The following is a 22,456-nucleotide window of genomic DNA, read 5'->3' as shown; positions in this document are numbered from 1 at the left end:
CTTATTCGGATTTGGCTGTCTTTTTAGCAGAAGCTTTCTTTTTGGTTTTGGCAGAACCAGATTTAGTCCCTGAACGTTTTTTCTGACTCTTTTCTTTCTCTTCATCATCATTGGATGTATCTTCGCTTGAATCCTGTTTTTCATCGGATTCTGTCTCATCTTCAGACTTATCCTCATTTTTATTATCAGGGCTAAGTTTCGCTATCATCTCTTCTAATTTTCCGATTCGGTCTGTTAGTTTACTATTCTTCTCTTTCAATGATTGGTAATCGCCATTGTCTGATTCTTCCTCATCATCTTCTGCGCTATCCGGGATTTTATCTAAATAGAAACCGTTAATATCACTAAGTGCCCCTCTCCAAAGAGCTTCCCCCTTGGAAGGTGTCGATTTATTGCTCCCACAAAGTACTTTTGCATCTTTAAGATGGATGAAGCTTGCTTCCACACCATCTTCTGAATCAATGGATTCTCCTGCTTGAGCAAACTTTTCACTAAGTTGTTGAGCAACCTCGCTGCCATCCTCAAAAGTTTCGCTCAATCTAACAAAATAGTCCTTGGCTGACAGAATAGTTCCTGTAACAATGGCACCATTTACATTTAATGTGATATCAATGGATACATCGTGCTTGTTCGTTGCCTGGACAAGGAAAGCAAGAATATTGTCTTTCCCTGATGTCTGCTCTTTACTCATGTTAAAAGCTCCCTTCATTTATTAAGATGAAGTATCGTCATCACTGGAAAGAGTGGTGTCATTGCTTTCTTCATCTTTTTTCTTCTTAGAAGACTTTTTAGCTGTAGAACGCTTCTTTTTAGTTTTACTTTTCTTTCCCTTTTCATCATTACTATCGTCTTCCTCTTCGTCCTCTGTTTCTTCCTCGTTGTCTTCCTCTGATTCTTCCTCGCTATCTTCTACGTTGTCTTCTTCTCCATCCTCTTCTTTTTCCTCTTTGCTGTCTTCTTCGCTATCATCATCTTTTTCTTCTTCGCTGTCTTCTTCGGAACTACTGTCAGCTTCTTTTTCTTCCGTTAGTTTAGTCAGCATTTCCTCCAACTTGCCTAATCGATCGGTAAGGTTTTTATTTTCTTCTTTCAAGGATTCGTAATCTTCATTTGTGGAGTCCTTGGTAGATTCTTTTGTTGCAGCAACCTCTTGTTCACTTGAAGCATCTTCATTGGAAGCTTCATTTTCAGACTCATCTTCACTTGTTTCTTCCTTTTCTTTATTAAATAAACCTTTTGTTGAACCTTTAATAGATTCAAAAGCTTTCTTGGATTTTTCCTTGGCTGTTTCTCCAAAACTGGAACTCTTTGTTTTAAGAGCCTCTGTATCGATGCTATCCATTAACTTTTTACCGTTCTCCGGAGTAGCTAAATAGCCGACTGTTGCCCCGATGATTCCTCCTGCAATGGAACGAGTAATTGGACCTGTAAATGAAGTTTCTTCCTTATTCGTATTTTGTTCCTCTGTTTGATTTTCTGTAGTGTTTGTTTTGTTTTCTGCCATGTTAAAAACCTCCTATTAGTAGTTGAATTCCGTTGAATTTATTCGGTTTGAATCTAGTTTTCTTTCGAGAGATTCAAGTCTCTCCTGTAACATTTTATTTTCCTCTTCCAACGCTTTGGTGTTGTTATCCACCGCTTTAGAGCTTAGGTAAGGATCCGTCTCCCACCAATCCATACCAATCTCTTTCGCTTTATCAACAGAGGCGACAATGAGGCGTATCTTGATGGTCAACAGCTCCACATCTGCGATACCTACTGTGATGTCACCTGCAATTACAACACCTTTATCTAATATTTTCTCAAGTACATCCACTATCGTACTTGATTGTCCAGTCGTTTGAACTGCCATTATATGAACCCTCCTTAGGGTAATGAATGAAGGCAAGCTTCCTGAAAATAATCAATTAAAGTAAGCTTCCTAAAGGTCCTAGGTCCAGATTCAAGTCGTCTGCATCAAGGCCGAATATGTCTTTTAGTTCTTCCATCTTTTCTTCCAAGTTCATTAAAGCTTCGCCAAGATCTTCAATCTGCTCATCGGTCAAGGTTCCGCCTTCCACACGTCTCATTGCATGGCGTTCCACGATTTGCCTCAGCAGCTCCACCACAGTCAGGACGAGTTGAGCTAATCCATGTTCCGCTTTATCAGAATCTAAATTAATTCGTCCACTTGTCGGGTTGGCCGGTTGCATGTATTAATCCCTCCCTTTGTTGATCAAATTCTACGGAAGATACTGTCTTGCCATTTCCCTGCTGTGCCTGAACCAGGGATTCTACGGATGCAATCAGGACACGAAGATCCAAATAAACAAGATCGACACCCGCTATGGAAATGACCAAATCCGCTTTTATTGCCACACCTTTATCAAGTATGACGTCTAGAATATCTATTAGAGCTATATCCTTGTTTTCTATCGAATCTCTATGGGACATAATTAGTCATCCTCACTTATGAAAAGCTTGAAAAGTGATAAGCGGGCCATGGCCCAGTCGGTTCAAACTGCCAGCCCATATCCCCCATTTTCTTTTCAAATTGCTGGATTTCTTCCAAAAACTGTTCCACTTTTGAGGAAGAGATAAGATAGACGCTGTTCCAGGTCATGTTTTCTTTCCTGCCTGTCACATCTTTGCTCCAATTCCTCTTTACATTCCCTTGCAAAACAAAATCCTTAAGATGTGTATGAATTCTTTCACTCACACGATCCTTTTCGTTCTCGACTTCATCATCAATTAATTTATCAAGTTTTTTCTTTTCGAAAAATTGTTTCCCTTTAGATAGTTGACTGATTTCTTCTCTACGCTGCTCTATTGCAGGATTGTTCTGGCTTACTTGCTTCTTTAATAGTTCATCATTGCAATATATTTTAAGATTCCATTCTTCATTGCCTTCTAGAAGCGCAAAGGTGTCTGTCATCTTGGAATGATTTTGCTGCACAGTATCTGTTAAACTAGTTTCATTTTTATATAACGTACAAAACTTTAAAGGAATTACAGTATATAATTTGGATAATGCCATTACTGTCTCATGATGATGAAATGCCTTTTCTTGCAACCATTCCATATCACTATTGATATTCTCTTTAATGATTTCCTCTGAATACTCATTTGCATCCAGTGAACATACAATAGCTGTTATTTCCCCTATTGATATGGTGTATATATCACCTTTTCCATCAAAACCTTTTATGGATGGAACAGGCTGGCTTACTGATTCATTAGATGGGATGAGCCCATATAAATAAATTAATTCCCCCATACTCTAACCCTCACTTCTTTTTGGTCAAATGCTCCCATTGTTCCATTTCCAAATTCTTGGCTACTTCGTAACGGTGCAACAGTTCTGCTTCTTTCTCTTTGTATGCTTCATCCGGAATTTCACCAAGTTCGTACATCATCTGCAATTGAATAAGCTTTTTTTGAATGGTTGGAAGGTCATACAGTTCTTTTGTCCGCTTCCTCTTTCAACTTTCTCGCCGATTTTAATGACAAGATTGATAGGTGCAGCTACAATTTTGTGGAGCATTTAAGCATCCTCAACTGTCAATCTGATATTGACAAAGTTGTAAGCCGGCCATGGACCACTGTAATTGAAATCGACCTTATCCTTCCACTTTTCATGAGCTTCATTTACTTTCTGATCAAACTCTTCTTCTTTATCCCTATCAATAAGAAAAGAGGCGTTTAACAGCATTTTCTCCCCAATAGGGTCATTCACCTTAGATGCTTCTGCTGTATCCTTTAATGGTTGGAAGATTTCAGCTTGCATCTCTTCTTGCAGGGAAAGGAATAGTTTTTGAGCAGCCTCACCTAATTGGATGCGCTCATAGTAGCTTGCTGCTTCGGATTTCCCTCGAACCTTCTCAGCCATTTTTTCCATTTTTTCATTTCCGCCAGCCAGTTCTTCCAGCCATTCTTTTTTGCCAATTACTTTTAAGCCCAATTCAATTTTTCCTTTGATAGCCGGGAAAAGTTTTTCGAATTGAGGATACAAGTTTTCAAGCAGGACAGCTACATCTTCTTTTGAATGAAAAACATTACCGAAGCTTACAGGAATGACGGTATCATTTTGTTTCATCACAAGAGAGATTGCTTGTTGATGCATCATCAGGTTTTCTTTATTTGGATGGTAGATTTTCATTGGAACTTCTGCAGCTACCATTGCAGAGTCTTTATATGAAATAGTAAAGAGTTCTCTTTTCTCCCCTTCCAATTCAATTGGACCAAATTCCTCTTCCTTTTCTGTTTGAATTCCACAAATGATATAAATACCCATTTTTTCTTCTTGGCTCATCATAAGACTCTCCTTTATTACTAAGTGACCTTCATATTTTCACAGGCCTTTAAAATCATTTCCTCTGCTTCTTTCAGCGGCTGTTCGCCATCTAGACATCTGCTTAATTGATGTCCGAGTATATCCTTGCAAAGCCGCTTGAAATCTTCGTTATCCCCGTCTATTGGAATATCTCCCTCTGTTGCCAATTTGGCAATCATCAGGGAAGCACGTAAACTGGGACCGTTCTTTTTACACCCTTTACGGAGGTCTGCAACTAGAGCCGTGATGGCTTTCGCTTTTTCCTCTTTTATGTCGACTTTTTGTGAAACGATCTTTGCTTCCCTATCCACCTCTTTATAATCGACATGGATGGTAATCAATCGGTCCAACAGGGCATCCTGTGTATGAAAAACACCTGCATATTCATCAGGGTTGCTTGTAAAGATTACGGCAAAATCCGGATGAACCGGTACAAAGGGTTCTGTCAGCTTTGATCCATACAATGGAAGAACACCTTCCTCCAATATGGATAGGAAGATATTATTCGTTGTTGGTTGAGACCTGGTAAACTCATCGTACACAAGCGTGTAACCATTTTTCACAGCTTCCAACAACCGACCGTCCCTCCAAGTTTCTGTTATACTTTCATCTTTCTTATAGACGGAACGGATATAGTTATCTACCACTTTTTTACTTGTGTACCCTGTAAAGTCACCTATTAGATCCTTATTGTTCAACTCATGATTTCCGTGTATGAGCATAACAGGCTTTTTCCTCTTTTTTGCAAGAGCGAGTGCCATGGAAGTTTTACCTGCACCAGAAGGGCCAGTAAAATGAATAGGATATCCGGCCTTTAAATATTGCAGTGAGCGAGAAAGTAAATCCTTCGTCTCAGAATCTTGGATTAATGCCCTTGAATCTTTCTTTATTTTTTCTTTTAAAACCGTCACTCCATTCCCTCCTACTCACCACGTGCTATGCCTCATGTTTAATGGAACTTCTATACCTGATATCACGCCTTTTATAAGAAGTGACTTCTTTGTCTTTATTAAGATGGACGTCATATATACCTAACATTTCATCTTTTGCATACTTTTTCATATATTCCTTTTCTTCTATTACTTCTACTGTCAGTTTCCATCCCTCGTTGTCACTTTCTTCAACTGAGGTGATTTTATGAAGGGGTGCGACAAATTCATTGAAGAAATCGGCTACATTCCCCATGATCTTTTTAATTTCCATATGGACCTCCTGCATAAATAGAAGGGAAGGACCAAGTGGAGATCCCCTTGGTTGCTTCCCATTCTAATTTCTAAATACTAAAGCGCGGGCTGCGTTCATTCTGTTGTTCAGGTAGCCCGTTTTCTTCTACTTCATCCCGAAGTAATCCAACCGCTTCAGCGTATCGCAACCATGTGTCAACACTTGCAATTACGACTCTTGCCTCTACTGTTAAAATTTCAATTCCTACCACAGAGACCCTTACAAAGGCATCAATTACAATCCCTTTATCCAAAATACGGTCAATAACCTCTGCTAAACTTGAACTATCTGTACTTTTTTGAACGGACATACATCATTTCTCCTTTCATTCAGTCATCAAGATCCCATTGTCTTAATGTCATTTGAGGATTTTATTTTTGTTGAGCTTTTTATATTGCTGGCACCTTTCATATCCGTATAACCCTTGATGCTCTTCACACCTTTGATTTTGCGGTCATCGTCATCATCATTTGTCGAGGATATCTTTTCTTGGAAATCCTCTCCCGCTTCGACAACTTTACCTATCTTGTCACGGACTGAAAGTAATGCTTCCTGTGCTTTTTCTTTTCCTTCTTCTGCTTTATCATGAAATTTCTCAGCATTCTCTTCTGTTGTCTCCTGGAGGTTTTCCGTTGCTTCCTCCGCTTTATCTTGAACACTGTCCACAAATTTCTCTTTCGCTTTTTCCTTGACCTTATCTTTGATTTCATCTTTAATCGGCTCCGGAGTGTGTTCAAACACCTTCTTTGCCGCCTTGCCTAAAGTCTTTTTAATCTCTTTTCCCATCCAATTACCACCTTTGGATTCATCGAAAGAGGACTGATTATTTCTTTGAATCTACTAATTCACCCAGCATGTTTTCGATTTTATCAAGTCGGTTATTAATGCTTTTGTTTTCTTCCTTGATTTCGTCCAATTCAGAAGAAGCGTCATCGGCTTTTGATTTCTTTTTCTCATCACTTTTTAATGGACTCATAAGGCTTACCACATTTTTCCCCATATATCCGGAAGCCAATTGTTTGATTCCATTTTGCGCCTGTGCGGCCAGCATTTCTTGGGCTGATCTTCTTAGTTGGTTACCGGCAACCTTTACCACTTCTGATTGGCTAATATTTTTAAAAAGCTTTTTACTTGTTCCTGGACTTGACAGGAGACCGATGCCAGCACCTACCACTCCTCCAACAATTGCTAAATTGATAGAGTAATTGCTATTATCGTTCTTTTCTTCTTGTTGTTCATTCTGTTCTTCTTGTTGTTCATTCTTTTCTTTTACTGCCATGTAAATCAACCTCATCCCTTCTGTGTTTGTTCTTTATTGATTAAAAACTGAATTGACCTTCTTGATTTCTATTAGCAAGTCCTTCTTCCTGGACTTCATCACGTAAAAGGCCAACCGCTTCTGCATACCTTAACCATGTATCCACACTTGCAATAACCACCCGTGCTTCTACTGTAAGGATTTCTATTCCCACCAATGAAACTCTTACAAATGCGTCAATAACGATTCCTTTATCAAGAATCCGATCAATAACTTCTGCAAGACTGGAACTGTCCGTACTTTTTTGAACACTCATTTACGTATTGCTCCTTTCCATTTTTGGAATGTAGTCATATGATCAAAGTTTTCTTATTTAATTAGCTTAGTAGGTATATAACCCATTAACCTTTGTCTAAAACGGGGCTTAAGTTGTGATGTCTATAAAAATTCCAAGATATTCATTGTTTATGTCCCAACTAAAGACTTATGTAATATCAGAAAGTGATAGGTATCCGTATTCCTTGAAGAAAAAGGAAAAAAGTTGAAGTTATATTACAATAACAATACATTTGATAAATAGAAGTTTTGGACAACAAAAAGAGAACATGGAAAGACCACATTCTCTGTTATTGAACTATGAACGTTTTTAAGCTTACTTAATTATATAGGGTGACTAGGTACTTTATGGAACAGGAGGAGAATGACAGATTGATCGATTCCCACACTTTTCATCAGCAGTTACAGATCATCACCACGTTCCCATCAGGATCCTTGATATTAAACCATGCCGTATCTCCCACCCGTTCTATTTCACGGACCACTTCAATTCCTTTGTTCTGAATAAATTGATATGCCTCGTCAATGTCCGGGGAGTAAAAATTAAACAATGGTGCGCTGCTTGGTTCATGCTTAAACGTAGGATCAAATTTATGATCATCAAGTGTCAGGGAAGTCGTTCCCTTCAAGGGGATGTTATACACAGGAGACTCGACGGTATCAAGGTCCACTTCTACCCCCAACAGGTTGGTGTACCATTCTGCAGACTTTTGGAGATTTGCAACATGAATAAATACGCCGTTCATTTGATTTTTGATCGGAATGGTTTTTTGCATTTTTCAGTTTCCTCCTTCAAGTTTCCTTCTCTTATGTATTCTTGTTTGATGGGAGAATTCCTTTGAGAAAATTCTTTCGTGAAAATTACAGTTCAAGTCACACAACTACATCAACCGAAACCACATAATACAAAAAAGCCAACCCTACTCGTTAAAGAGCAGAATCGGCCTTTTTTATATAAACTATTTCTTATACCATCACTTTACAAACATCATTCGTAAACTCAACAGGATCCTCTAACGGCAATCCTTCAATTAACAGCGCTTGACTGTACAATAGATTCGTGTACAACGCCAGTTTCTCACGGTCGCCTTCATGCGCACTCTTCAACGACGCAAACACATCATGGTTTGTGTTGATCTCTAGTACCTTGTTAGCCTTGATATTCTGATTATCCGGCATCGCGCTTAGGATTTTCTCCATTTCAATGGTTACTTCTCCTTCTGTAGATAGACAAACTGGATGTGTTTTTAAGCGTTTGGATACCTTCACCGCTGAAACTTTATCAGCAAGGATTTCTTTCATCGCTTCAAACAGTTCCTTGTTTGCTTCCTGCTCGGATTCCGTTTGCTTGTCATCTTCTTCTGAATCAATGCCAAGATCTCCGCTTGATACATTTTTAAATTCTTTCTCTTTGTAATTCATCAACATCTTGATAGCAAACTCATCAATGTCCTCTGTGAAGTAAAGCATTTCGTATCCTTTGTCCGAAACAAGCTCGGTTTGTGGAAGCTTTTCTATTCTTTCTTTGGACTCACCAGTTGCATAGTAAATGTACTTTTGGTCCTCTTTCATGCGGGAGATGTACTCATCCAACGTCACAAGCTTCTTTTCTGTAGAAGAATAGAACATCAACAGGTCTTGCAACTGCTCTTTGTTAGCGCCGTATTCGGCATAAACTCCATACTTTAATTGACGTCCGAATGCTTCAAAGAATTTCTCGTATTTCTCGCGCTCGTCCTTCATCATGCCAAGTAATGCACTCTTGATTTTCTTAGCCAAGTTCTTCGCGATGAATTTCAACTGACGGTCCTGCTGCAACATTTCACGAGAGATGTTTAGAGACAAGTCCTCAGAATCTACTAGTCCTTTTACAAAACTGAAATGGTCAGGCAGTAAGTCCGCACACTTGTTCATGATCAGTACGCCACTTGAATATAGCTCCAGGCCTTTTTCAAATTCCTTGGAATAATAATCAAATGGAATGCTCTCCGGGATATATAGAATAGAGTTATAGCGAATCGTTCCATCTACACTAATATGAAGATGCTTTAACGGTTTATCGAAACCATAGTGCTTTTCATTATAAAACTTCTCATAATCTTCGTCTGTCAGTTCAGATTTATTTTTACGCCAAATCGGCACCATGCTGTTGATGGTTTGCTCTTCTGTCACTTCTTCCAGTTCTTCTTCATTGTCCGCTTTCGGTTTGGAAGTTGTTACATCCATCTTAATTGGGTAGCGAATGAAGTCGGAATACTTTTTGATGATGGACTTTAGTCTGTACTCTTCTAAGTACTCGTCATAGCTTTCGTCTTCTGTATTTTCTTTTATTTTCAGAACGATTTCCGTACCTATAGAATCTTTCTCGGCAGGTTCGATTGTGTAGCCATCTGCACCTTCTGATTCCCATCTGTACGCTTCATCGCTGCCAAGAGCTTTACTAGTCACCGTCACTACATCCGCAACCATGAATGCCGCATAGAAGCCTACACCAAATTGACCGATGATGTCATGTCCGTCTTTAATTTCATTTTCTTTCTTAAAAGCCAAGGAGCCACTTTTCGCAATAACGCCAAGGTTTGCTTCCAATTCCTCTTTTAGTCATCCCGATCCCTGTATCCACAATAGTTAAGGTTCTATTTTCTTTATTTGGGATGACTTTTACAAAGTAGTTGTCTTTATCAAATGTTAGAGAATCATCTGTTAATGCACGATAATAAATTTTGTCCATCGCATCACTTGCATTGGAAATAAGCTCTCTTAGAAAAACCTCACGCTGAGAGTAGATGGAGTTGATCATCATTTCTAGCAGTCGTTTTGATTCAGCTTGGAATTCTTTCTTTGTCATGTTCTGATTTCTCCTTCCAAATATGTATGATTATATTTTAGCACTCTCAGACTACGAGTGCTAATACTCAATAAAATAATTATCATATTTGGATATTTTATGTCAATAGAAATGGACGAAAAACGGTGCGATTCCTATTAAGGAATCGCACCGTTTAGGTTGTTTGTTTTAGGATGCACTTTTAGATAGTTCATGTACATTTGTAGCAGTTGCTTTTAATTTTCGATCATAAATAGACGTAGTAAAAATCGCGACCAACATGAAGGCCATCAACACTCCAAACAGCATCCCCATGCCGGAAAGATCCACCAATACTCCACCCATGAATGGTCCGAGCATTCGTCCTCCTGTTGCCGTTGAATTGACAATTCCTTGATAGAATCCTTCACGTCCCTTTGGAGCGAGCTGGTTTGCAACTGTCGGCACGGCCGGCCAAACGAACATTTCACCAATAGTAATGATAATAATGGCTGCAACAAAAGCCGTGTACTGCTCCGCAACTCCTACTACCGCAAAGGAAATAATGAAAATGACCAATCCGACGATAATCTGTGTTTTCAGCGTTTTTGTGTATTTTTTTACTATCCAAGAAATGATAGGTTGCGCTAACACAATCATCGCCCCGTTGATCGTCCATAAAATGCTGTACTGTTTAAGCGATATGCCAAGCGATTGCGTATGTGTCGCGATAGTCGTCTGCCACTGTACATAACCCATCCAGCAAAGCAAATAACCGATACATACCGTTAACAGAGCATAAAGTTTCGTGTGGTCTTTTACTTTCTTCTTCTGATCCAGAATGGAAGTCTGGCTTGTCGGGTTTGCCTGAATTTTCCTATACCCGAAAAGAGCTATAGCAAAAAAGACCGCATAGGTGACCGTATTCGCAAGGAATATGTAGTCAAAACGGATGTCGGCAACTAGCCCTCCTAGTGCCGCACCAATGGCAACTCCGAGATTCTGTGAGACATACATGGCATTAAATGCTTTGCGTCCGCCTTCCTTCCAGACAGAACCCGCCATTGCGTACATGGAGGGAAAAACAATTCCTGAACCAAATCCAATGATGGTGAGGTACACCACATAAAAAGTCCATGAGTGATTAATGGTCATTCCAATTAATGCTGTAATAGTGATGGAAATGCCTAACAAAATCGAACGGTAGCCACCGATTTTATCAAAAAGGATCCCACCCATCAGGTTGCCGATGACACTGGCACCAGCATTGACCATTAACACAAGCCCCGCTACAGACAGGGATTTTCCGAGAATGTCATGAATGTATATTGTATTTAACGGCCATAAAAAAGAAGCCCCTGTTACGTTTATTGCCATTCCAATAACTAATAACCAAAGGGCTCTGGGCATTTTTCGCATTTCTACATGCCCTCCTTCAACCAAATTATTTCGAAATCCAAAATAATTGTAATCCGTTTTGAAGGGAGTTTCAATATAAAAAACTTCAAATTTGAAAGTGTATGTATTCTGACTTTTGGGACGAACAAAAAAGCAGCACTTAGGCTGCTTTTTTATTCATTTTCGCTATGATTTTTGGAGCGGACAGGCTGGGACTTTTTAAGGTTTTTTTGCTTTACTTCTTTCACCGGATTATATTCTGCACCCATTTCGATTGCAGTGTTTTCGGCATTTCTCGTTTTTTGTTCTGGGTTATTTTGCTTAGAGCGTTTTTTCATAATTAGAAGCCTCCCTTAATGTCTTAATAGAGTCATTTCATTTTGCAGGTTTTGCAATTGAAGACGCATACGGTTCAATTGCTCACGTTGTTGTGCATTACAACTTTGGGAAAGGTGCATCAAGTCATTATAAGTTGCCTCAATCTGCTCTTGAGCGCTCGTAAACTCTGTATCATTGTAGTGTTCCAATTGTTTTGCTTCTGTGTACTGCGCATGTGCATTGCGCAGTGCATCTTCACATTGTTGTATAAACTGTTCAACAGATTCTCTAGTTGCCATGATTCCATTCACCCCACATTTTTTCTGTGTACTCGCCTTTATTTTGCTCATTTTTCTTAAGTCCATGCGAAAAAAATGGGCAGCATTGAAGCAGAAGCAATTTACATGCTAAAATGGTTTGTTAGCAATAATGGATAAAAAAGAGGAGGAGTACGGATGAACAACATGAAGAAGAAAAATCCGTTCCCATATTCCGTTGAAGATAAACGATATCACACCTGGAATTATCATCTTCGCAATCATTTTGGACATAAGGTGTTTAAGGTTGCGTTAGATGGCGGCTTTGATTGCCCGAACCGTGACGGCACAGTGGCACATGGCGGCTGTACGTTTTGCAGTGCTGCGGGCTCTGGTGACTTTGCTGGAAATCGAGCAGATGATTTAGTGACACAGTTCAATGAAATAAAAGATAAAATGCATCACAAATGGAAAGACGGTAAGTATATGGCCTATTTTCAGGCTTTCACCAATACTCACGCCCCTGTAGAAGTTCTTAGGGAAAAGTACGAAACGGTGCTAAAGCAAGAAGGGGTAGTCGGACTTTCCATCGGAACACGTCCAGATTGCTTGCCTGATGATGTGGTTGAATATTTGGCAGAACTGAATGAACGGACTTATTTATGGGTGGAGCTTGGCTTGCAGACAGTTCATGAACGTACCGCGCTCTTGATCAACCGTGCACATGACTTTGAAACATACGTGGAAGGCGTCAACAAACTTCGAAAACACGGTATTCGTGTATGTTCCCACATTATTGATGGTCTTCCGCTTGAAGATAACAAAATGATGATGGAGACTGCAGAGGCTGTTGCGAAGCTAGATGTGCAGGGAATCAAAATTCACTTGTTGCATCTTCTGAAGGGGACTCCGATGGTGAAGCAATATGAAAAAGGGATGCTTGAGTTTCTGTCCTTTGATGATTACATTCAGCTTGTTTGTGATCAGCTAGAAATCTTACCGCCTGAGATGATCGTACACCGTATTACTGGAGACGGTCCTATTGATATTATGATTGGTCCTATGTGGAGTGTGGATAAGTGGTCTGTATTGAATGCCATTGATGCAGAGTTGAAAAGACGAGATAGCTGGCAGGGGAAATTCTATGTTAGTGGTGACGTTGGTGGTGATGAACGATGAAGTTGGAACGAGTATTACCTTACAGTAAAAAAATCATGAAGCTTGCCTTAACTGAGGGGGATATAGCTGTGGATTGTACGGTCGGAAACGGCCATGACACCCTCTTCCTCTCAGAGCTTGTCGGAGAAAACGGTCATGTGTTTGGCTTTGATATTCAGGCGGAAGCACTATCGAATACGAAAACACTTCTGGCTGAGCATGGTGTAGAGTCCCGGGTAACCCTATTTGAAGATAGTCATGCCAAGGTTTTGGAGCGCATTCCATCAGAAAAACACCATCTGATCAGGGGAGCTATCTTCAACCTAGGCTATCTGCCCGGGGGTGACAAAGAAATTGTGACGGTTCCAGAAAGTACAATGGAAGCCGTCAACAGTCTATTAACGGTGATGGAAAAAGAGGCGGTCATCGTCCTTGTCATCTATCATGGCCATCCAGAAGGCCAAGTCGAACGCGACGCCCTGCTTGACTACGTTACCAAACTAGACCAGAAAAAAGCTCACGTCCTCCAATACCGCTTCATGAACCAAATCAACAACCCACCATTCATCATCGCAATCGAAAAAAAATAAAAGGAACCGGCTTGAGTGCCGGTTCCTTTATTGCATTAACGCATAGAGGGTCAGACCCCTCTTCTGTTCTCTAAATCACTAAAGCTCGCGTTCCTGCACTTTCTTTATGCGCCACGCCAGCTTTGGAATTTGCGGTATGCCCGTCCGTTCATGTAGAAAAAGTAGGCGGTGCCGCCACTTGCTTTAATGATGCTTTTGGCCATAGAGGAAATGTCTTTGCAGTCATGGACTTTACGGTCTGAAAGGTAGACGCCGAGCAGACCACGATTAATCAGGCGATGAAACTTCTCATATGGCAAACCGGCTGTATAAACGTCCGCCTGCTCCATAAAATGTTTCAATCTGTCCATGAACACAGACTCACTTTCATAATAGGTGCAGAAATTGAGGTCCCCGCCATCCATATCCTCTTCCTGGTCAATGAAATAATCCAAAAGAATATGCAGCCCCTGAATATAAGGAAAATAGCCACCTACTATTTTCTCGGCATGTTTGGAAGTAAAAGATTCACGGTATCCTTGAGAAACTAGACAGAATATACCCAGCGTGGACCCTGTACATGCCGAGAATTCATACCATTCCATTGGTGGGAGCTCTTCCTTATGATGTGCGAACCATTTTTCAAGCCTTGGCACCCTTTCTTCCTCGATTACATGCTTATGTACTTGCAAATCGCAATAATAACCGGCAAGTCTCACTAGGTGCGGAGCTATCCATTCATAATTACGATGAGACCCCAGCACTTCCTGACATGTCGTCACTAAGCTCGCCAGATACCCTCCATCATCCTGCTCTTCCCGAAATCGATAATATTCTTTCAAAGGTGCTCCTACAGTCAACGCATCCGGCATGGATTCATGCAGTGCAGCAAAGTCTTCAGGATCCAATGATGTGCTTCTGTCGCATAGATTATCCAAATAATCACTGATCGTCTGATAAGCAACGATAAACTTCATCGCTTCACGAAAATCAGCCCCTGCAAGCAACGATAGAATACCGCCACCTTCACAATGGAAAGCTTTCGTTTCAATACTTGCCAATGCCTGCTTGCGGAGCTCCTCGTCCGGAATGTCAGACGCTCTCTTTTTCCAATGCTCCAACTCCTGAAATACAACGGGAAACACATCTCGATACACTCTTTTCATCAAAGAAAAAGGATGGGTGGGTACCTTCAAATTTAATCACTTCCTTCTAATTGTAAGTCCACAAAAGCTTTTGCATACCGAAACACGCGGTCACGATCTGGTTCATTGAATATTTCATGGTATAGCCCTTCCCATTCCTTATACGTTTTCTCTTTAGCAGAAAGGGAATTAAACCATGTTTCTGATGCAAACTTATCTACAATCAAATCATCTCCTGCTTGCAAAAGCAAAACAGGAACATCCGGGAACTTCTCAATCCCCGTGAATGCCTGATTCATCGATTGAACAAGTTCACGATACCATCTAACAGATACTTTCGTGATATATAGCTCATCTCCTGCAGCTGTTCTTCTAATCTCTTCGTTCCTTGTCGCTTTATCAATCGTCAAACCTGTCTTGAACTTTGTTTTTGGCAGGATAAAGTTAAGACCTTTTGAAAGAACATCGAGCCCTTTAGTTGGATGATGCAACAGTTTCAAACACGGTGAAGATAAAATAACACCATCCACCATCAACGGTTTCTTTTCCTGCAGTGTTCGGATAACAGCAAGGCCTCCCATGCTATGGCCAATAACAAAGACAGGCGGCTTCAGGAGGTACGCCTCTTTGATCCACTTTTCTACTTCTTCTATATATTCATCAAAATTATCGATATGTCCTCTTCTACGTGTGGAAAGTCCTTGCCCGGGTAAATCTCCCATAATGACATTGAATCCGTTTGTTTTCCACTGGTCCATCAACCATGTGTATCTCCCGTGATGTTCCTGTGCGCCATGGACTATTACGATGGTGCCTTTCGGATCTTCCGCCTCCCACTTCCACATCTCTAAACACCCCTCAAAAATGAAATTCTTTCTGATATAATAAAATAAAACAACCATTTCTTACAAGCTGGAGGAACTTATGTATAAAATATACCCATATCTTGATAAAAACCCACAGATTGATGAAACTGCCTATCTGGCGGACTTTTCGGTGATTACAGGTGATGTGACCATCGGAAAAGAAAGCAGCATATGGTTTCATACCGTCATTCGCGGCGATGTTGCACCGACCATTATCGGAGACAGAGTAAACATTCAAGATCAATCTCTACTTCATCAAAGTCCCAACAAACCATTGATAATAGAAGATGATGTCACAGTTGGGCATCAATGTACACTACATAGCGCATTTGTTCGCAAAAATGCCTTAATTGGCATGGGTTCCATCGTTTTAGACGGAGCTGAAATTGGAGAGGGAGCCTTCATCGGAGCCGGCAGCCTTGTTCCTCCTGGAAAACGCATCCCTCCAAACTCTCTCGCATTTGGCCGTCCCGCCAAAGTAGTCCGAGAACTAACAGAAGAAGACAAACTAGACATGGCCCGCATCCGCAGAGAATACGTGGAAAAAGGTCAATACTACAAATCAATTCAAAAGTGATAGGAATAACCCTGTTGATCGCAGTGGAAGGCGCGAAGACGCCAGCGGGAGGAAGAGACTGGTGAGACCCCGCAAGGGCGCAGCCCGAGGAGACTCACGGACCGCCCGCAGGCAAGCGAAGCGCCTGAAACGGAGATCAACCGTTTATGCAAATCCCCACAAACACCGCCCCAAAATCCCGGTGGTGGTTTTTTATTCTAAAATTTCTGTAAATTTTCCACCACCAAATTCTTACCCATTCTTTACATAGACTTATAACTTCCTAAATATTTTCCATCTAAGATAAATAATAAGAATAAAACCTAGCTAAAAAGGAGCCCTGATGATGGTCAAATTACTAGCTAATTTCTACGAATTCGAATGCAATCTGTTTCGGAGTGTAAATCGTCATTTTGACAGAAAGTATGTGAATTTCTTTTTCCGCACCATCACACATGTAGGCGGAGCCACGTTTACCATTTGCAGCCTCCTACTGTTGATTATCTTCAGCAATCATTTCCCTTAAACATACAGCAATTGCAGCTGGCCTATCATTGGCGCTAAGTCATATTCCAGTAGCCATTGCAAAGAAACTTTATCCAAGACGCCGCCCATACCTTGCACTTGCTGAGATAAAAAGTGGCCACTAACCCGCTCAAAGATCATTCCTTTCCATCCGGTCATACAACAGCCATTTTCTCAAGTACTATTCCTTTTGTCTTATTTTTTACCAGCACTGGCAATACTCCTAGTTCCACTGGCTCTATGTGTAGGCATCTCAAGGATTTATCTAGGACTTCACTATCCATCTGATGTTGCCGTTGGAATGATACTCGGTAGCAGCACAGGGATTGTCTCTTATCTATTAGTTGTTCCCCTATTCTCATAAAAAGAAGGAGGTTCACTCACTATGAAAATTGCCATTTTCACAGACACTTTTGCACCTGATGTCAACGGTGTCGCCAAAACGCTAAAGCGATTCACCAATTACTTGGACAACAAAGGACTGGAATACCGCGTATTTGCACCAGAAAGTACCAACAAAGACCTTTTTTCCAGCCAGGTCCACCGCTTTGCAAGTCTTCCATTTTTTTTATATCCCGAGTGCCGTCTTGCATTGCCAAATATGCTGTCCGTGAAGGCTGAGCTTTTAAAGTTCAAGCCAGACCTCATTCATGTTGCAACTCCCTTTAATATCGGCCTTTGCGGACTTCACTATGCAAAAAAACTCGACATACCGGTAGTTGGGTCTTACCATACTGACTTTGACAAATACCTCGAATACTACGACCTTCAATTTCTGACAAAAGTGCTATGGAGTTATATGCGTTGGTTTCACCGACCATTGCGGAAAATTTTCGTTCCATCCACCGATACCCAGAATCACCTCAACAAACATGGAATCACCAATACTGCCATATGGCCTAGAGGAGTCGACTGTTCCATATTTTATCCACGGACATCCTCCCAACTTTTAAAAAACAAATTCAACATTAAAGAAAAACATATCCTAACATACGTGGGCAGGCTTGCCCCTGAAAAAGATGTAACCTTGCTTCCGAAAATTCAAGCTTCCCTGCCCCCGTCCATTCGTCATGATGTGCACTGGTTAATAGTTGGTGATGGCCCCTTAAAACAAGAATTGCATAAAGATGCCCCCGACAATATGAGTTTCGCGGGCTTTCAGTCTGGACAAAACTTGGCAGAAATCTATGCTGGATCGGATGTATTTGTCTTCCCTTCTCCTACCGAAACCTTTGGGAATGTTGTGTTGGAATCTTTAGCATCCGGAACCCCAGTTGTAGGTGCCAATGCAGGCGGTGTCAAAACGATTATCAATCAAGGGGTAACAGGCCATCTGTGCAACCAAAATGATGCTGTTTCGTTCGCTTCTGCCATCACCAGTCTTATAGAAGACGATGAAAAAAGAGAGCAAATGGGATATGCCGGGCGGCACTATGCTTTAGAGCAATCTTGGGACACTATTTTTGAAAGGCTCCTCCAGGACTACAAAGCCGCTTTGGAGCCACAAAAACTTCAAATACTTGCGTAAGAAAAGGAGGCCATTGCGCCTCCTTTTCCTATTGAAACAAATGAATTGCAAAAAAATTTGCAACATTAAAATGGAATATTATATAATAAATCTATCTTACTTGTTCGGAAGGAGGGAAAAAGATGTTACTATCTGTTAATGCTCGCACACAATACATGGCATATTTGCATATTTGTCGTGCAATTTTTCATGATTCAGCTATCAACGGGACACGTATGTCCTTTTTTAGACAGCTGAATAGAAAAGACAGATAGTAAGAATCTTTTACCCAACAGCACAAAGATGCATAGTTAGTATATTCTGCATCTTTATAGAACCATGGGAAAGAAGTCTTCTTCTTACTCATGGTTTTTTTGTGCGTTTAAATTCTGAAGGAGTGAACAAAACATGATGATATGTACATTAAATAATATAAGTAAAAGCTTTGCAGGCACGATGATTTTTGAGAACGTTTCAATGGAAATCCAGGCACACGACCGCATTGGACTTGTTGGTAGAAACGGAAGTGGAAAAACAACACTCTTTCAACTGATCAGTGGTTTGGAAGCTCCTGATAAAGGGGCTATTCATATAAAAAAAGGCGTTAAAATCGGTTACCTTGCTCAAATCCCCTCCTACCCGGATGGAACAACCGGAGAAGATGTGTTGCTTTCGGCTTTTAAGGAAACTGTGGAATTGCAACATAAGCTTCGGGCATTAGAGAACCAAATGGCGGAGGTTGCTGAAGAAAACCAATTAAACAAGATTATGAAGGAGTATGGCGTACTGCAAGAGCGGTTCGGTTTTATGGGAGGATACGAAATGGACTCCTCTATTCAGCGTATTGCAAATGGGCTAAAAATTACACACTTGCTCCCTCAGCCATTCTCAAGCTTGAGTGGTGGGGAGCAAACAAAAATATGCCTTGGCTTTATCCTATTACAAAACCCTGATGTATTATTGCTTGATGAACCGACCAACCACCTTGATGTCTTTTCGGTAGAATGGCTGGAGCAATATCTAAAAGATTACGATGGAACAGTTGTTGCCATCTCACATGACCGCTATTTCCTTGATGAAGTAGCGACTAAAATAATAGATTTAGAAGACGGGGAGATCCAAACTTATCACACCAATTACAGTGGTTTCCTAAAAGAGAAAGAAGAGAGATTGCTGTTGGAATTCTCTGCGTATCAAGAACAACAGAAAAAAATCAAGAAAATGAAAGAGGCAATCAAGCGCCTAAAGGAATGGGCGAATCAGAGCAACCCACCTAACGCTGCCATGCACCGTCGTGCGAAAAGCATGGAAAAAGCATTAAATAGAATGGAAAAGTTAAAGCGTCCTATCCTGGAAAGAAAGGCAATGGGTCTTCAATTTGATTCCGCAGATCGCAGCGGAAAAGATGTTGTCATTATGGAAAAGGTAAGTAAAGAGTTTGGTACGAAAACTCTTTTCCAAGAGATTGATCTTGCGATTTATTTTAGAGAGCGGGCTGCCATTGTAGGTCAGAATGGTACAGGTAAATCTACTCTGTTAAAGATATTACTTGGAGAACTAGATGCGGATAGTGGTTTAGTGAAACTTGGCAGTAATGCAAAAGTCGGTTATCTTTCTCAGCACATCAAGGCCAGTAATCCAAAACAAACATTAATAGAAGCTTTCCGTGAGGACATTTCCATCACATTGGAACAAGCAAGACATGTATTAGCAAAATTCCTATTCTATGGACCTGCTGTATTCAAAAAGGTGGAGAATTTAAGCGGAGGTGAAAAAATGCGCCTGCGCCTGGCACAGCTCATGCACCAAGACATCAACTTACTGATATTAGATGAGCCGACAAACCACTTAGACATAGATTCCCGCGAAGTGCTAGAAGAAGCTTTAGATGAGTTCGACGGTACCATCATCGCCGTCTCCCATGACCGCTACTTCTTAAATAAATATTTTGAAAAAACATGCTGGTTAGAAGATGGAGAGCTCGTTACTTTTGAAGGTAACTATCAATATGCCCGTGGGAAGCGGGAGGAATTGGAGAGGGAAAAGGCGGGAGGAATACAAAATAAATTAAACTCTCATTCTGAAAATGGACATAAAGGAAGGGCCAAAGAGAAAGCTGCTAACATAGGAACTGCCAAAAAAAACCATAAGTTTTGAGCAATTAGAGCAGAATCTACAACTCCTTGAAAATGCTATGGAACAACTTGAATTAAAAATGAATGATGAAAAAGATTTAGCCGCTCTTCAAAAATTACATGAGGATTATAATAATAAACTGGAAGAAAGTGAAAAAATATATAGCCAGTTAGACAATCTATATTGATCGTTTAAAAGCAGGGAACCGTAAGCGTCCCCTGCTTTTTTTAGTGAAAATAACAAGCTGAATACTATTTCATACCTGTCAAAGTAATACCTTTGATTATGTGCCTCTGTAATAAGAAGAATACCAATATCAATGGCAGTGCCGTTATAGTTGCCCCTGCCATAATCAACTCCCAGCGAGACTCAAACTCACCAGAAGCAAAAAAGGATAACCCTACAGGAAGAGTATAAAGATTTGGTGATTCAATGACTATCAATGGCCAAAGAAAAGCGTTCCAGTTACTTAAAAAAGAGAAAATGAATAGAGCCGATATTGCAGGCCATACTTGTGGAATTGCTACTCTGAAGAATATTTTAAATTCCCCTAAGCCGTCAATTCTTGCAGCATCAAGCAAATCATCAGGAATAGACTCCATAAATTGCTTCATTAGGAATACTCCGAATCCAGTCATTAAACCCGGAAATAGTAATCCCCAGTAATTATCGGTCCAACCAAATTCAGAACTCATCAGATACCATGGAATGATTAGCATTTCAGTTGGAACCATTAGTGTACTGAGAATCGCAATAAAAATAATAGATTTACCAATGAAATTGAATTTGGCTATTATATAACCAACCAAGGAATCGAAAAACACTACACTTATAGTTGTAACTATAGCAACTATTAAACTGTTGAGAAACCACTTTCCAAAAAGAGTATCCTGAAAGATTCTTGAATAATTTTCCATTGTCGGATTCTCAGGAATGATACCTAGCGAATAAACATCCAAAGCAGACTTTAAGGAAGTTGATACCATCCAAATGAAAGGAAAAATCATAATCAGCGATCCAAGTATTAAAAGTGTATATACAATAGTTGATTTCAATCGTTTATTCATATTTTCCTCCCCTTAATAGTCATACTTCTTAGATAATACTTTCATCTGGAAAATAGTTAAAGCCAAGATAAAAAGAAATAAAATAACCGTAGCAGCTGAGGCTAGCCCCATGCTGTATTGCCTGAACGCTAATTGGTATATATACACTACTAGAGAAATTGTAGAATGGAGCGGACCACCTGCACTGTCCACACTCATGTTTACTACTTGTGTAAAGGATACTTGTATAAAGTTAATACTACCAATGACAACCGAGAAAACGATGGTCGGGTTTAACATAGGTATAGTAATAGATATAAACTTCTGCCAACTATTTGCGCCATCCACTTCCGCAGCTTCATAAAACATTTTTGGTATATTCTCCAAACCTGCAAGGAAAATGACCATTTGGAACCCAAGTGCTTGCCATATCATCGTGGCAATAATTATGTAAATTGCTTGATCGGGGGAATTTAGAAAAAGCTGTGGAGGTAATCCAAGTTTTACAAGAGTTTCATTGACTATACCATTGTTCATAAACAACCAACGAAAAACCCAACTTACAGCAACGATACTAGTTACATATGGAATAAAATATATAACTCGGAAGACTCCTACAAACTTATTTATTCGTTGTAACAGCAACGCGATTGCTAAACCGATTACCACCTGACCTGATACACCAAAAACTATGAAAATTAGTGTATTTAAAAGTGACTTTTTAAATATCGGGTCATTTGCAAGTGCAACATAATTCTCTAAACCCACGAATGGCTTCTCCGGTGATAATATATCCCATTCTCTGAAACCGATATTAAATGTATATAAGGTTGGAATGAATCGTATTGAAATATAAAAGATTAATGGCAATAATAAGCATGAATACACAAACAAGTATTTACTCTGGTTCAAGGTCAAATTTGGCCTTTTTTTGTTATTCTTTCTTTTGATTGATTGTGATGGCTGATACGATGGCTCTGCCATATGAATGACCTCCTGTGAACTCAAATGATTAGCCCTCTTCTGTTAAGACAGCTGA

28 protein-coding genes and 2 pseudogenes are annotated in these 22,456 nt (G+C 40.2%); 7 read left to right on the top strand and 23 right to left on the bottom strand.

Annotated features, from left to right (window positions below; genetic code table 11):
* Window position 1 precedes the first annotated feature (1 nt).
* From gvpU to M313_RS0111515, 19 genes and pseudogenes are all read right to left on the bottom strand, one after another.
* Window positions 2–691, bottom strand: a complete 690-nt coding sequence (gene gvpU, locus M313_RS26380) for a gas vesicle accessory protein GvpU (protein WP_010195343.1) — start codon at window positions 689–691, stop codon at window positions 2–4.
* Window positions 692–712: 21 nt separating this feature from the next.
* The gene (gene gvpT / locus M313_RS25855; protein WP_010195341.1) at window positions 713–1,504 is read right to left on the bottom strand and encodes a YtxH domain-containing protein; all 792 of its coding nucleotides are present in this window, start codon (window positions 1,502–1,504) and stop codon (window positions 713–715) included.
* Window positions 1,505–1,519: 15 nt separating this feature from the next.
* Window positions 1,520–1,852, bottom strand: a complete 333-nt coding sequence (locus M313_RS0111595) for a gas vesicle protein (RefSeq protein WP_010195339.1) — start codon at window positions 1,850–1,852, stop codon at window positions 1,520–1,522.
* Between the two features lie 55 nt (window positions 1,853–1,907).
* Window positions 1,908–2,192 (bottom strand): gas vesicle protein K, encoded by a 285-nt coding sequence (locus tag M313_RS0111590; RefSeq protein WP_010195337.1) that lies wholly within the window; start codon window positions 2,190–2,192, stop codon window positions 1,908–1,910.
* A complete protein-coding gene (locus tag M313_RS0111585) occupies window positions 2,158–2,433 on the bottom strand; it encodes a gas vesicle protein (protein WP_010195335.1) in 276 nt (91 codons plus the stop codon). The genes M313_RS0111590 and M313_RS0111585 overlap by 35 nt, the downstream gene beginning before the upstream one ends.
* Before the next feature lie 16 nt (window positions 2,434–2,449).
* Window positions 2,450–3,256, bottom strand: a complete 807-nt coding sequence (locus M313_RS0111580; RefSeq protein WP_010195333.1) for a GvpL/GvpF family gas vesicle protein — start codon at window positions 3,254–3,256, stop codon at window positions 2,450–2,452.
* Between the two features lie 10 nt (window positions 3,257–3,266).
* Entirely contained in the window at window positions 3,267–3,395 is a 129-nt protein-coding gene (locus M313_RS26980) for a hypothetical protein (protein WP_442778102.1), read from the bottom strand.
* A 128-nt stretch (window positions 3,396–3,523) separates the two neighbouring features.
* The gene (locus tag M313_RS0111570) at window positions 3,524–4,291 is read right to left on the bottom strand and encodes a GvpL/GvpF family gas vesicle protein (protein WP_010195323.1); all 768 of its coding nucleotides are present in this window, start codon (window positions 4,289–4,291) and stop codon (window positions 3,524–3,526) included.
* Between the two features lie 20 nt (window positions 4,292–4,311).
* Entirely contained in the window at window positions 4,312–5,223 is a 912-nt protein-coding gene (gene gvpN, locus M313_RS0111565) for a gas vesicle protein GvpN (RefSeq protein ID WP_010195321.1), read from the bottom strand.
* A gap of 25 nt (window positions 5,224–5,248) precedes the next feature.
* Entirely contained in the window at window positions 5,249–5,515 is a 267-nt protein-coding gene (gvpO, locus tag M313_RS0111560) for a gas vesicle protein GvpO (protein WP_010195316.1), read from the bottom strand.
* A gap of 70 nt (window positions 5,516–5,585) precedes the next feature.
* On the bottom strand, window positions 5,586–5,846 hold the full coding sequence (gene gvpA, locus M313_RS0111555) for a gas vesicle structural protein GvpA (RefSeq protein ID WP_010195314.1): 261 nt from the start codon (window positions 5,844–5,846) through the stop codon (window positions 5,586–5,588).
* A gap of 26 nt (window positions 5,847–5,872) precedes the next feature.
* Window positions 5,873–6,322, bottom strand: a complete 450-nt coding sequence (gvpQ, locus tag M313_RS0111550; protein ID WP_010195313.1) for a gas vesicle protein GvpQ — start codon at window positions 6,320–6,322, stop codon at window positions 5,873–5,875.
* A 37-nt stretch (window positions 6,323–6,359) separates the two neighbouring features.
* A complete protein-coding gene (gene gvpT, locus M313_RS0111545) occupies window positions 6,360–6,815 on the bottom strand; it encodes a GvpT/GvpP family gas vesicle accessory protein (RefSeq protein ID WP_010195312.1) in 456 nt (151 codons plus the stop codon).
* 40 nt (window positions 6,816–6,855) lie between these two features.
* Window positions 6,856–7,110, bottom strand: coding sequence for a gas vesicle structural protein GvpA (gene gvpA, locus M313_RS0111540; RefSeq protein ID WP_010195308.1), 255 nt, complete (start codon window positions 7,108–7,110; stop codon window positions 6,856–6,858).
* A gap of 415 nt (window positions 7,111–7,525) precedes the next feature.
* A complete protein-coding gene (locus M313_RS0111535; RefSeq protein WP_010195307.1) occupies window positions 7,526–7,906 on the bottom strand; it encodes a VOC family protein in 381 nt (126 codons plus the stop codon).
* Window positions 7,907–8,096: 190 nt separating this feature from the next.
* Window positions 8,097–9,978: pseudogene (gene htpG, locus M313_RS23440) on the bottom strand (molecular chaperone HtpG).
* A gap of 168 nt (window positions 9,979–10,146) precedes the next feature.
* Complete coding sequence (locus tag M313_RS0111525) at window positions 10,147–11,346, bottom strand: MDR family MFS transporter (protein WP_034774812.1); 1,200 nt, start codon at window positions 11,344–11,346, stop codon at window positions 10,147–10,149.
* A 161-nt stretch (window positions 11,347–11,507) separates the two neighbouring features.
* On the bottom strand, window positions 11,508–11,672 hold the full coding sequence (locus M313_RS0111520) for a hypothetical protein (RefSeq protein ID WP_010195300.1): 165 nt from the start codon (window positions 11,670–11,672) through the stop codon (window positions 11,508–11,510).
* Between the two features lie 15 nt (window positions 11,673–11,687).
* Window positions 11,688–11,951: a YtzC family protein gene (locus M313_RS0111515; RefSeq protein ID WP_010195299.1), complete on the bottom strand. Its 264-nt coding sequence runs from the start codon at window positions 11,949–11,951 to the stop codon at window positions 11,688–11,690.
* A gap of 165 nt (window positions 11,952–12,116) precedes the next feature.
* On the opposite strand from M313_RS0111515, the gene mnmL reads away from it, so the two are divergent.
* The gene (gene mnmL / locus M313_RS0111510) at window positions 12,117–13,088 is read left to right on the top strand and encodes a tRNA modification radical SAM protein MnmL/YtqA (RefSeq protein WP_029326454.1); all 972 of its coding nucleotides are present in this window, start codon (window positions 12,117–12,119) and stop codon (window positions 13,086–13,088) included.
* The gene (gene mnmM / locus M313_RS0111505; protein WP_010195295.1) at window positions 13,085–13,657 is read left to right on the top strand and encodes a tRNA 5-(aminomethyl)-2-thiouridylate-methyltransferase MnmM; all 573 of its coding nucleotides are present in this window, start codon (window positions 13,085–13,087) and stop codon (window positions 13,655–13,657) included. Before mnmL ends, mnmM begins: the two co-directional genes overlap by 4 nt.
* A 104-nt stretch (window positions 13,658–13,761) precedes the next feature.
* Here the strand turns inward: mnmM and tbcS are convergent, their stop codons facing one another.
* Together tbcS and M313_RS0111495 are read right to left on the bottom strand one after the other, a co-directional pair.
* Window positions 13,762–14,832 (bottom strand): tetraprenyl-beta-curcumene synthase, encoded by a 1,071-nt coding sequence (gene tbcS / locus M313_RS0111500; protein ID WP_010195292.1) that lies wholly within the window; start codon window positions 14,830–14,832, stop codon window positions 13,762–13,764.
* Between the two features lie 2 nt (window positions 14,833–14,834).
* Window positions 14,835–15,626, bottom strand: a complete 792-nt coding sequence (locus M313_RS0111495) for an alpha/beta hydrolase (RefSeq protein ID WP_010195290.1) — start codon at window positions 15,624–15,626, stop codon at window positions 14,835–14,837.
* Between the two features lie 79 nt (window positions 15,627–15,705).
* Between M313_RS0111495 and M313_RS0111490 the strand changes: the two genes are divergently transcribed.
* The 5 genes and pseudogenes from M313_RS0111490 (at window position 15,706) to abc-f (ending at window position 20,392) form a co-directional block, all read left to right on the top strand.
* Window positions 15,706–16,224, top strand: coding sequence for a gamma carbonic anhydrase (locus tag M313_RS0111490; RefSeq protein WP_010195288.1), 519 nt, complete (start codon window positions 15,706–15,708; stop codon window positions 16,222–16,224).
* A 322-nt stretch (window positions 16,225–16,546) separates the two neighbouring features.
* Window positions 16,547–17,092: pseudogene (locus M313_RS25250) on the top strand (phosphatase PAP2 family protein).
* Between the two features lie 21 nt (window positions 17,093–17,113).
* Window positions 17,114–18,256, top strand: a complete 1,143-nt coding sequence (locus M313_RS0111475) for a glycosyltransferase family 4 protein (protein WP_010195286.1) — start codon at window positions 17,114–17,116, stop codon at window positions 18,254–18,256.
* Between the two features lie 122 nt (window positions 18,257–18,378).
* Window positions 18,379–18,510: an RAxF-45 family protein gene (locus M313_RS26625; protein ID WP_010195285.1), complete on the top strand. Its 132-nt coding sequence runs from the start codon at window positions 18,379–18,381 to the stop codon at window positions 18,508–18,510.
* A gap of 133 nt (window positions 18,511–18,643) precedes the next feature.
* On the top strand, window positions 18,644–20,392 hold the full coding sequence (gene abc-f / locus M313_RS0111465) for a ribosomal protection-like ABC-F family protein (RefSeq protein ID WP_010195284.1): 1,749 nt from the start codon (window positions 18,644–18,646) through the stop codon (window positions 20,390–20,392).
* Window positions 20,393–20,622: 230 nt separating this feature from the next.
* Here the strand turns inward: abc-f and M313_RS0111455 are convergent, their stop codons facing one another.
* Window positions 20,623–21,438, bottom strand: a complete 816-nt coding sequence (locus tag M313_RS0111455) for a carbohydrate ABC transporter permease (protein WP_010195282.1) — start codon at window positions 21,436–21,438, stop codon at window positions 20,623–20,625.
* A gap of 12 nt (window positions 21,439–21,450) precedes the next feature.
* A complete protein-coding gene (locus M313_RS0111450; RefSeq protein WP_010195281.1) occupies window positions 21,451–22,401 on the bottom strand; it encodes a carbohydrate ABC transporter permease in 951 nt (316 codons plus the stop codon).
* Window positions 22,402–22,456: the final 55 nt, after the last annotated feature.

The organism is Bacillus sp. m3-13 (assembly GCF_000175075.1).
GTDB classification, from domain to species: Bacteria; Bacillota; Bacilli; order Bacillales; family Bacillaceae_I; genus Sutcliffiella_A; species Sutcliffiella_A horikoshii_C.
Note: the sequence above shows the minus strand (reverse complement) of the source record. Positions and strands in the feature narration are given on the sequence as shown.

Bases quoted from the DNA above. Each gene is read 5' to 3' on its own strand.
- gvpU (WP_010195343.1), bottom strand. From the start codon at position 691: ATGAGTAAAGAGCAGACATCAGGGAAAGACAATATTCTTGCTTTCCTT.
- gvpT (WP_010195341.1), bottom strand. From the start codon at position 1,504: ATGGCAGAAAACAAAACAAACACTACAGAAAATCAAACAGAGGAACAA.
- M313_RS0111595 (WP_010195339.1), bottom strand. From the start codon at position 1,852: ATGGCAGTTCAAACGACTGGACAATCAAGTACGATAGTGGATGTACTT.
- M313_RS0111590 (WP_010195337.1), bottom strand. From the start codon at position 2,192: ATGCAACCGGCCAACCCGACAAGTGGACGAATTAATTTAGATTCTGAT.
- M313_RS0111585 (WP_010195335.1), bottom strand. From the start codon at position 2,433: ATGTCCCATAGAGATTCGATAGAAAACAAGGATATAGCTCTAATAGAT.
- M313_RS0111580 (WP_010195333.1), bottom strand. From the start codon at position 3,256: ATGGGGGAATTAATTTATTTATATGGGCTCATCCCATCTAATGAATCA.
- M313_RS26980 (WP_442778102.1), bottom strand. From the start codon at position 3,395: ATGATGTACGAACTTGGTGAAATTCCGGATGAAGCATACAAAGAGAAA.
- M313_RS0111570 (WP_010195323.1), bottom strand. From the start codon at position 4,291: ATGAGCCAAGAAGAAAAAATGGGTATTTATATCATTTGTGGAATTCAA.
- gvpO (WP_010195316.1), bottom strand. From the start codon at position 5,515: ATGGAAATTAAAAAGATCATGGGGAATGTAGCCGATTTCTTCAATGAA.
- gvpA (WP_010195314.1), bottom strand. From the start codon at position 5,846: ATGTCCGTTCAAAAAAGTACAGATAGTTCAAGTTTAGCAGAGGTTATT.
- gvpQ (WP_010195313.1), bottom strand. From the start codon at position 6,322: ATGGGAAAAGAGATTAAAAAGACTTTAGGCAAGGCGGCAAAGAAGGTG.
- gvpT (WP_010195312.1), bottom strand. From the start codon at position 6,815: ATGGCAGTAAAAGAAAAGAATGAACAACAAGAAGAACAGAATGAACAA.
- gvpA (WP_010195308.1), bottom strand. From the start codon at position 7,110: ATGAGTGTTCAAAAAAGTACGGACAGTTCCAGTCTTGCAGAAGTTATT.
- M313_RS0111535 (WP_010195307.1), bottom strand. From the start codon at position 7,906: ATGCAAAAAACCATTCCGATCAAAAATCAAATGAACGGCGTATTTATT.
- M313_RS0111525 (WP_034774812.1), bottom strand. From the start codon at position 11,346: ATGCCCAGAGCCCTTTGGTTATTAGTTATTGGAATGGCAATAAACGTA.
- M313_RS0111520 (WP_010195300.1), bottom strand. From the start codon at position 11,672: ATGAAAAAACGCTCTAAGCAAAATAACCCAGAACAAAAAACGAGAAAT.
- M313_RS0111515 (WP_010195299.1), bottom strand. From the start codon at position 11,951: ATGGCAACTAGAGAATCTGTTGAACAGTTTATACAACAATGTGAAGAT.
- mnmL (WP_029326454.1), top strand. From the start codon at position 12,117: ATGAAGAAGAAAAATCCGTTCCCATATTCCGTTGAAGATAAACGATAT.
- mnmM (WP_010195295.1), top strand. From the start codon at position 13,085: ATGAAGTTGGAACGAGTATTACCTTACAGTAAAAAAATCATGAAGCTT.
- M313_RS0111495 (WP_010195290.1), bottom strand. From the start codon at position 15,626: ATGTGGAAGTGGGAGGCGGAAGATCCGAAAGGCACCATCGTAATAGTC.
- M313_RS0111490 (WP_010195288.1), top strand. From the start codon at position 15,706: ATGTATAAAATATACCCATATCTTGATAAAAACCCACAGATTGATGAA.
- M313_RS0111475 (WP_010195286.1), top strand. From the start codon at position 17,114: ATGAAAATTGCCATTTTCACAGACACTTTTGCACCTGATGTCAACGGT.
- M313_RS26625 (WP_010195285.1), top strand. From the start codon at position 18,379: ATGTTACTATCTGTTAATGCTCGCACACAATACATGGCATATTTGCAT.
- abc-f (WP_010195284.1), top strand. From the start codon at position 18,644: ATGATGATATGTACATTAAATAATATAAGTAAAAGCTTTGCAGGCACG.
- M313_RS0111455 (WP_010195282.1), bottom strand. From the start codon at position 21,438: ATGAATAAACGATTGAAATCAACTATTGTATATACACTTTTAATACTT.
- M313_RS0111450 (WP_010195281.1), bottom strand. From the start codon at position 22,401: ATGGCAGAGCCATCGTATCAGCCATCACAATCAATCAAAAGAAAGAAT.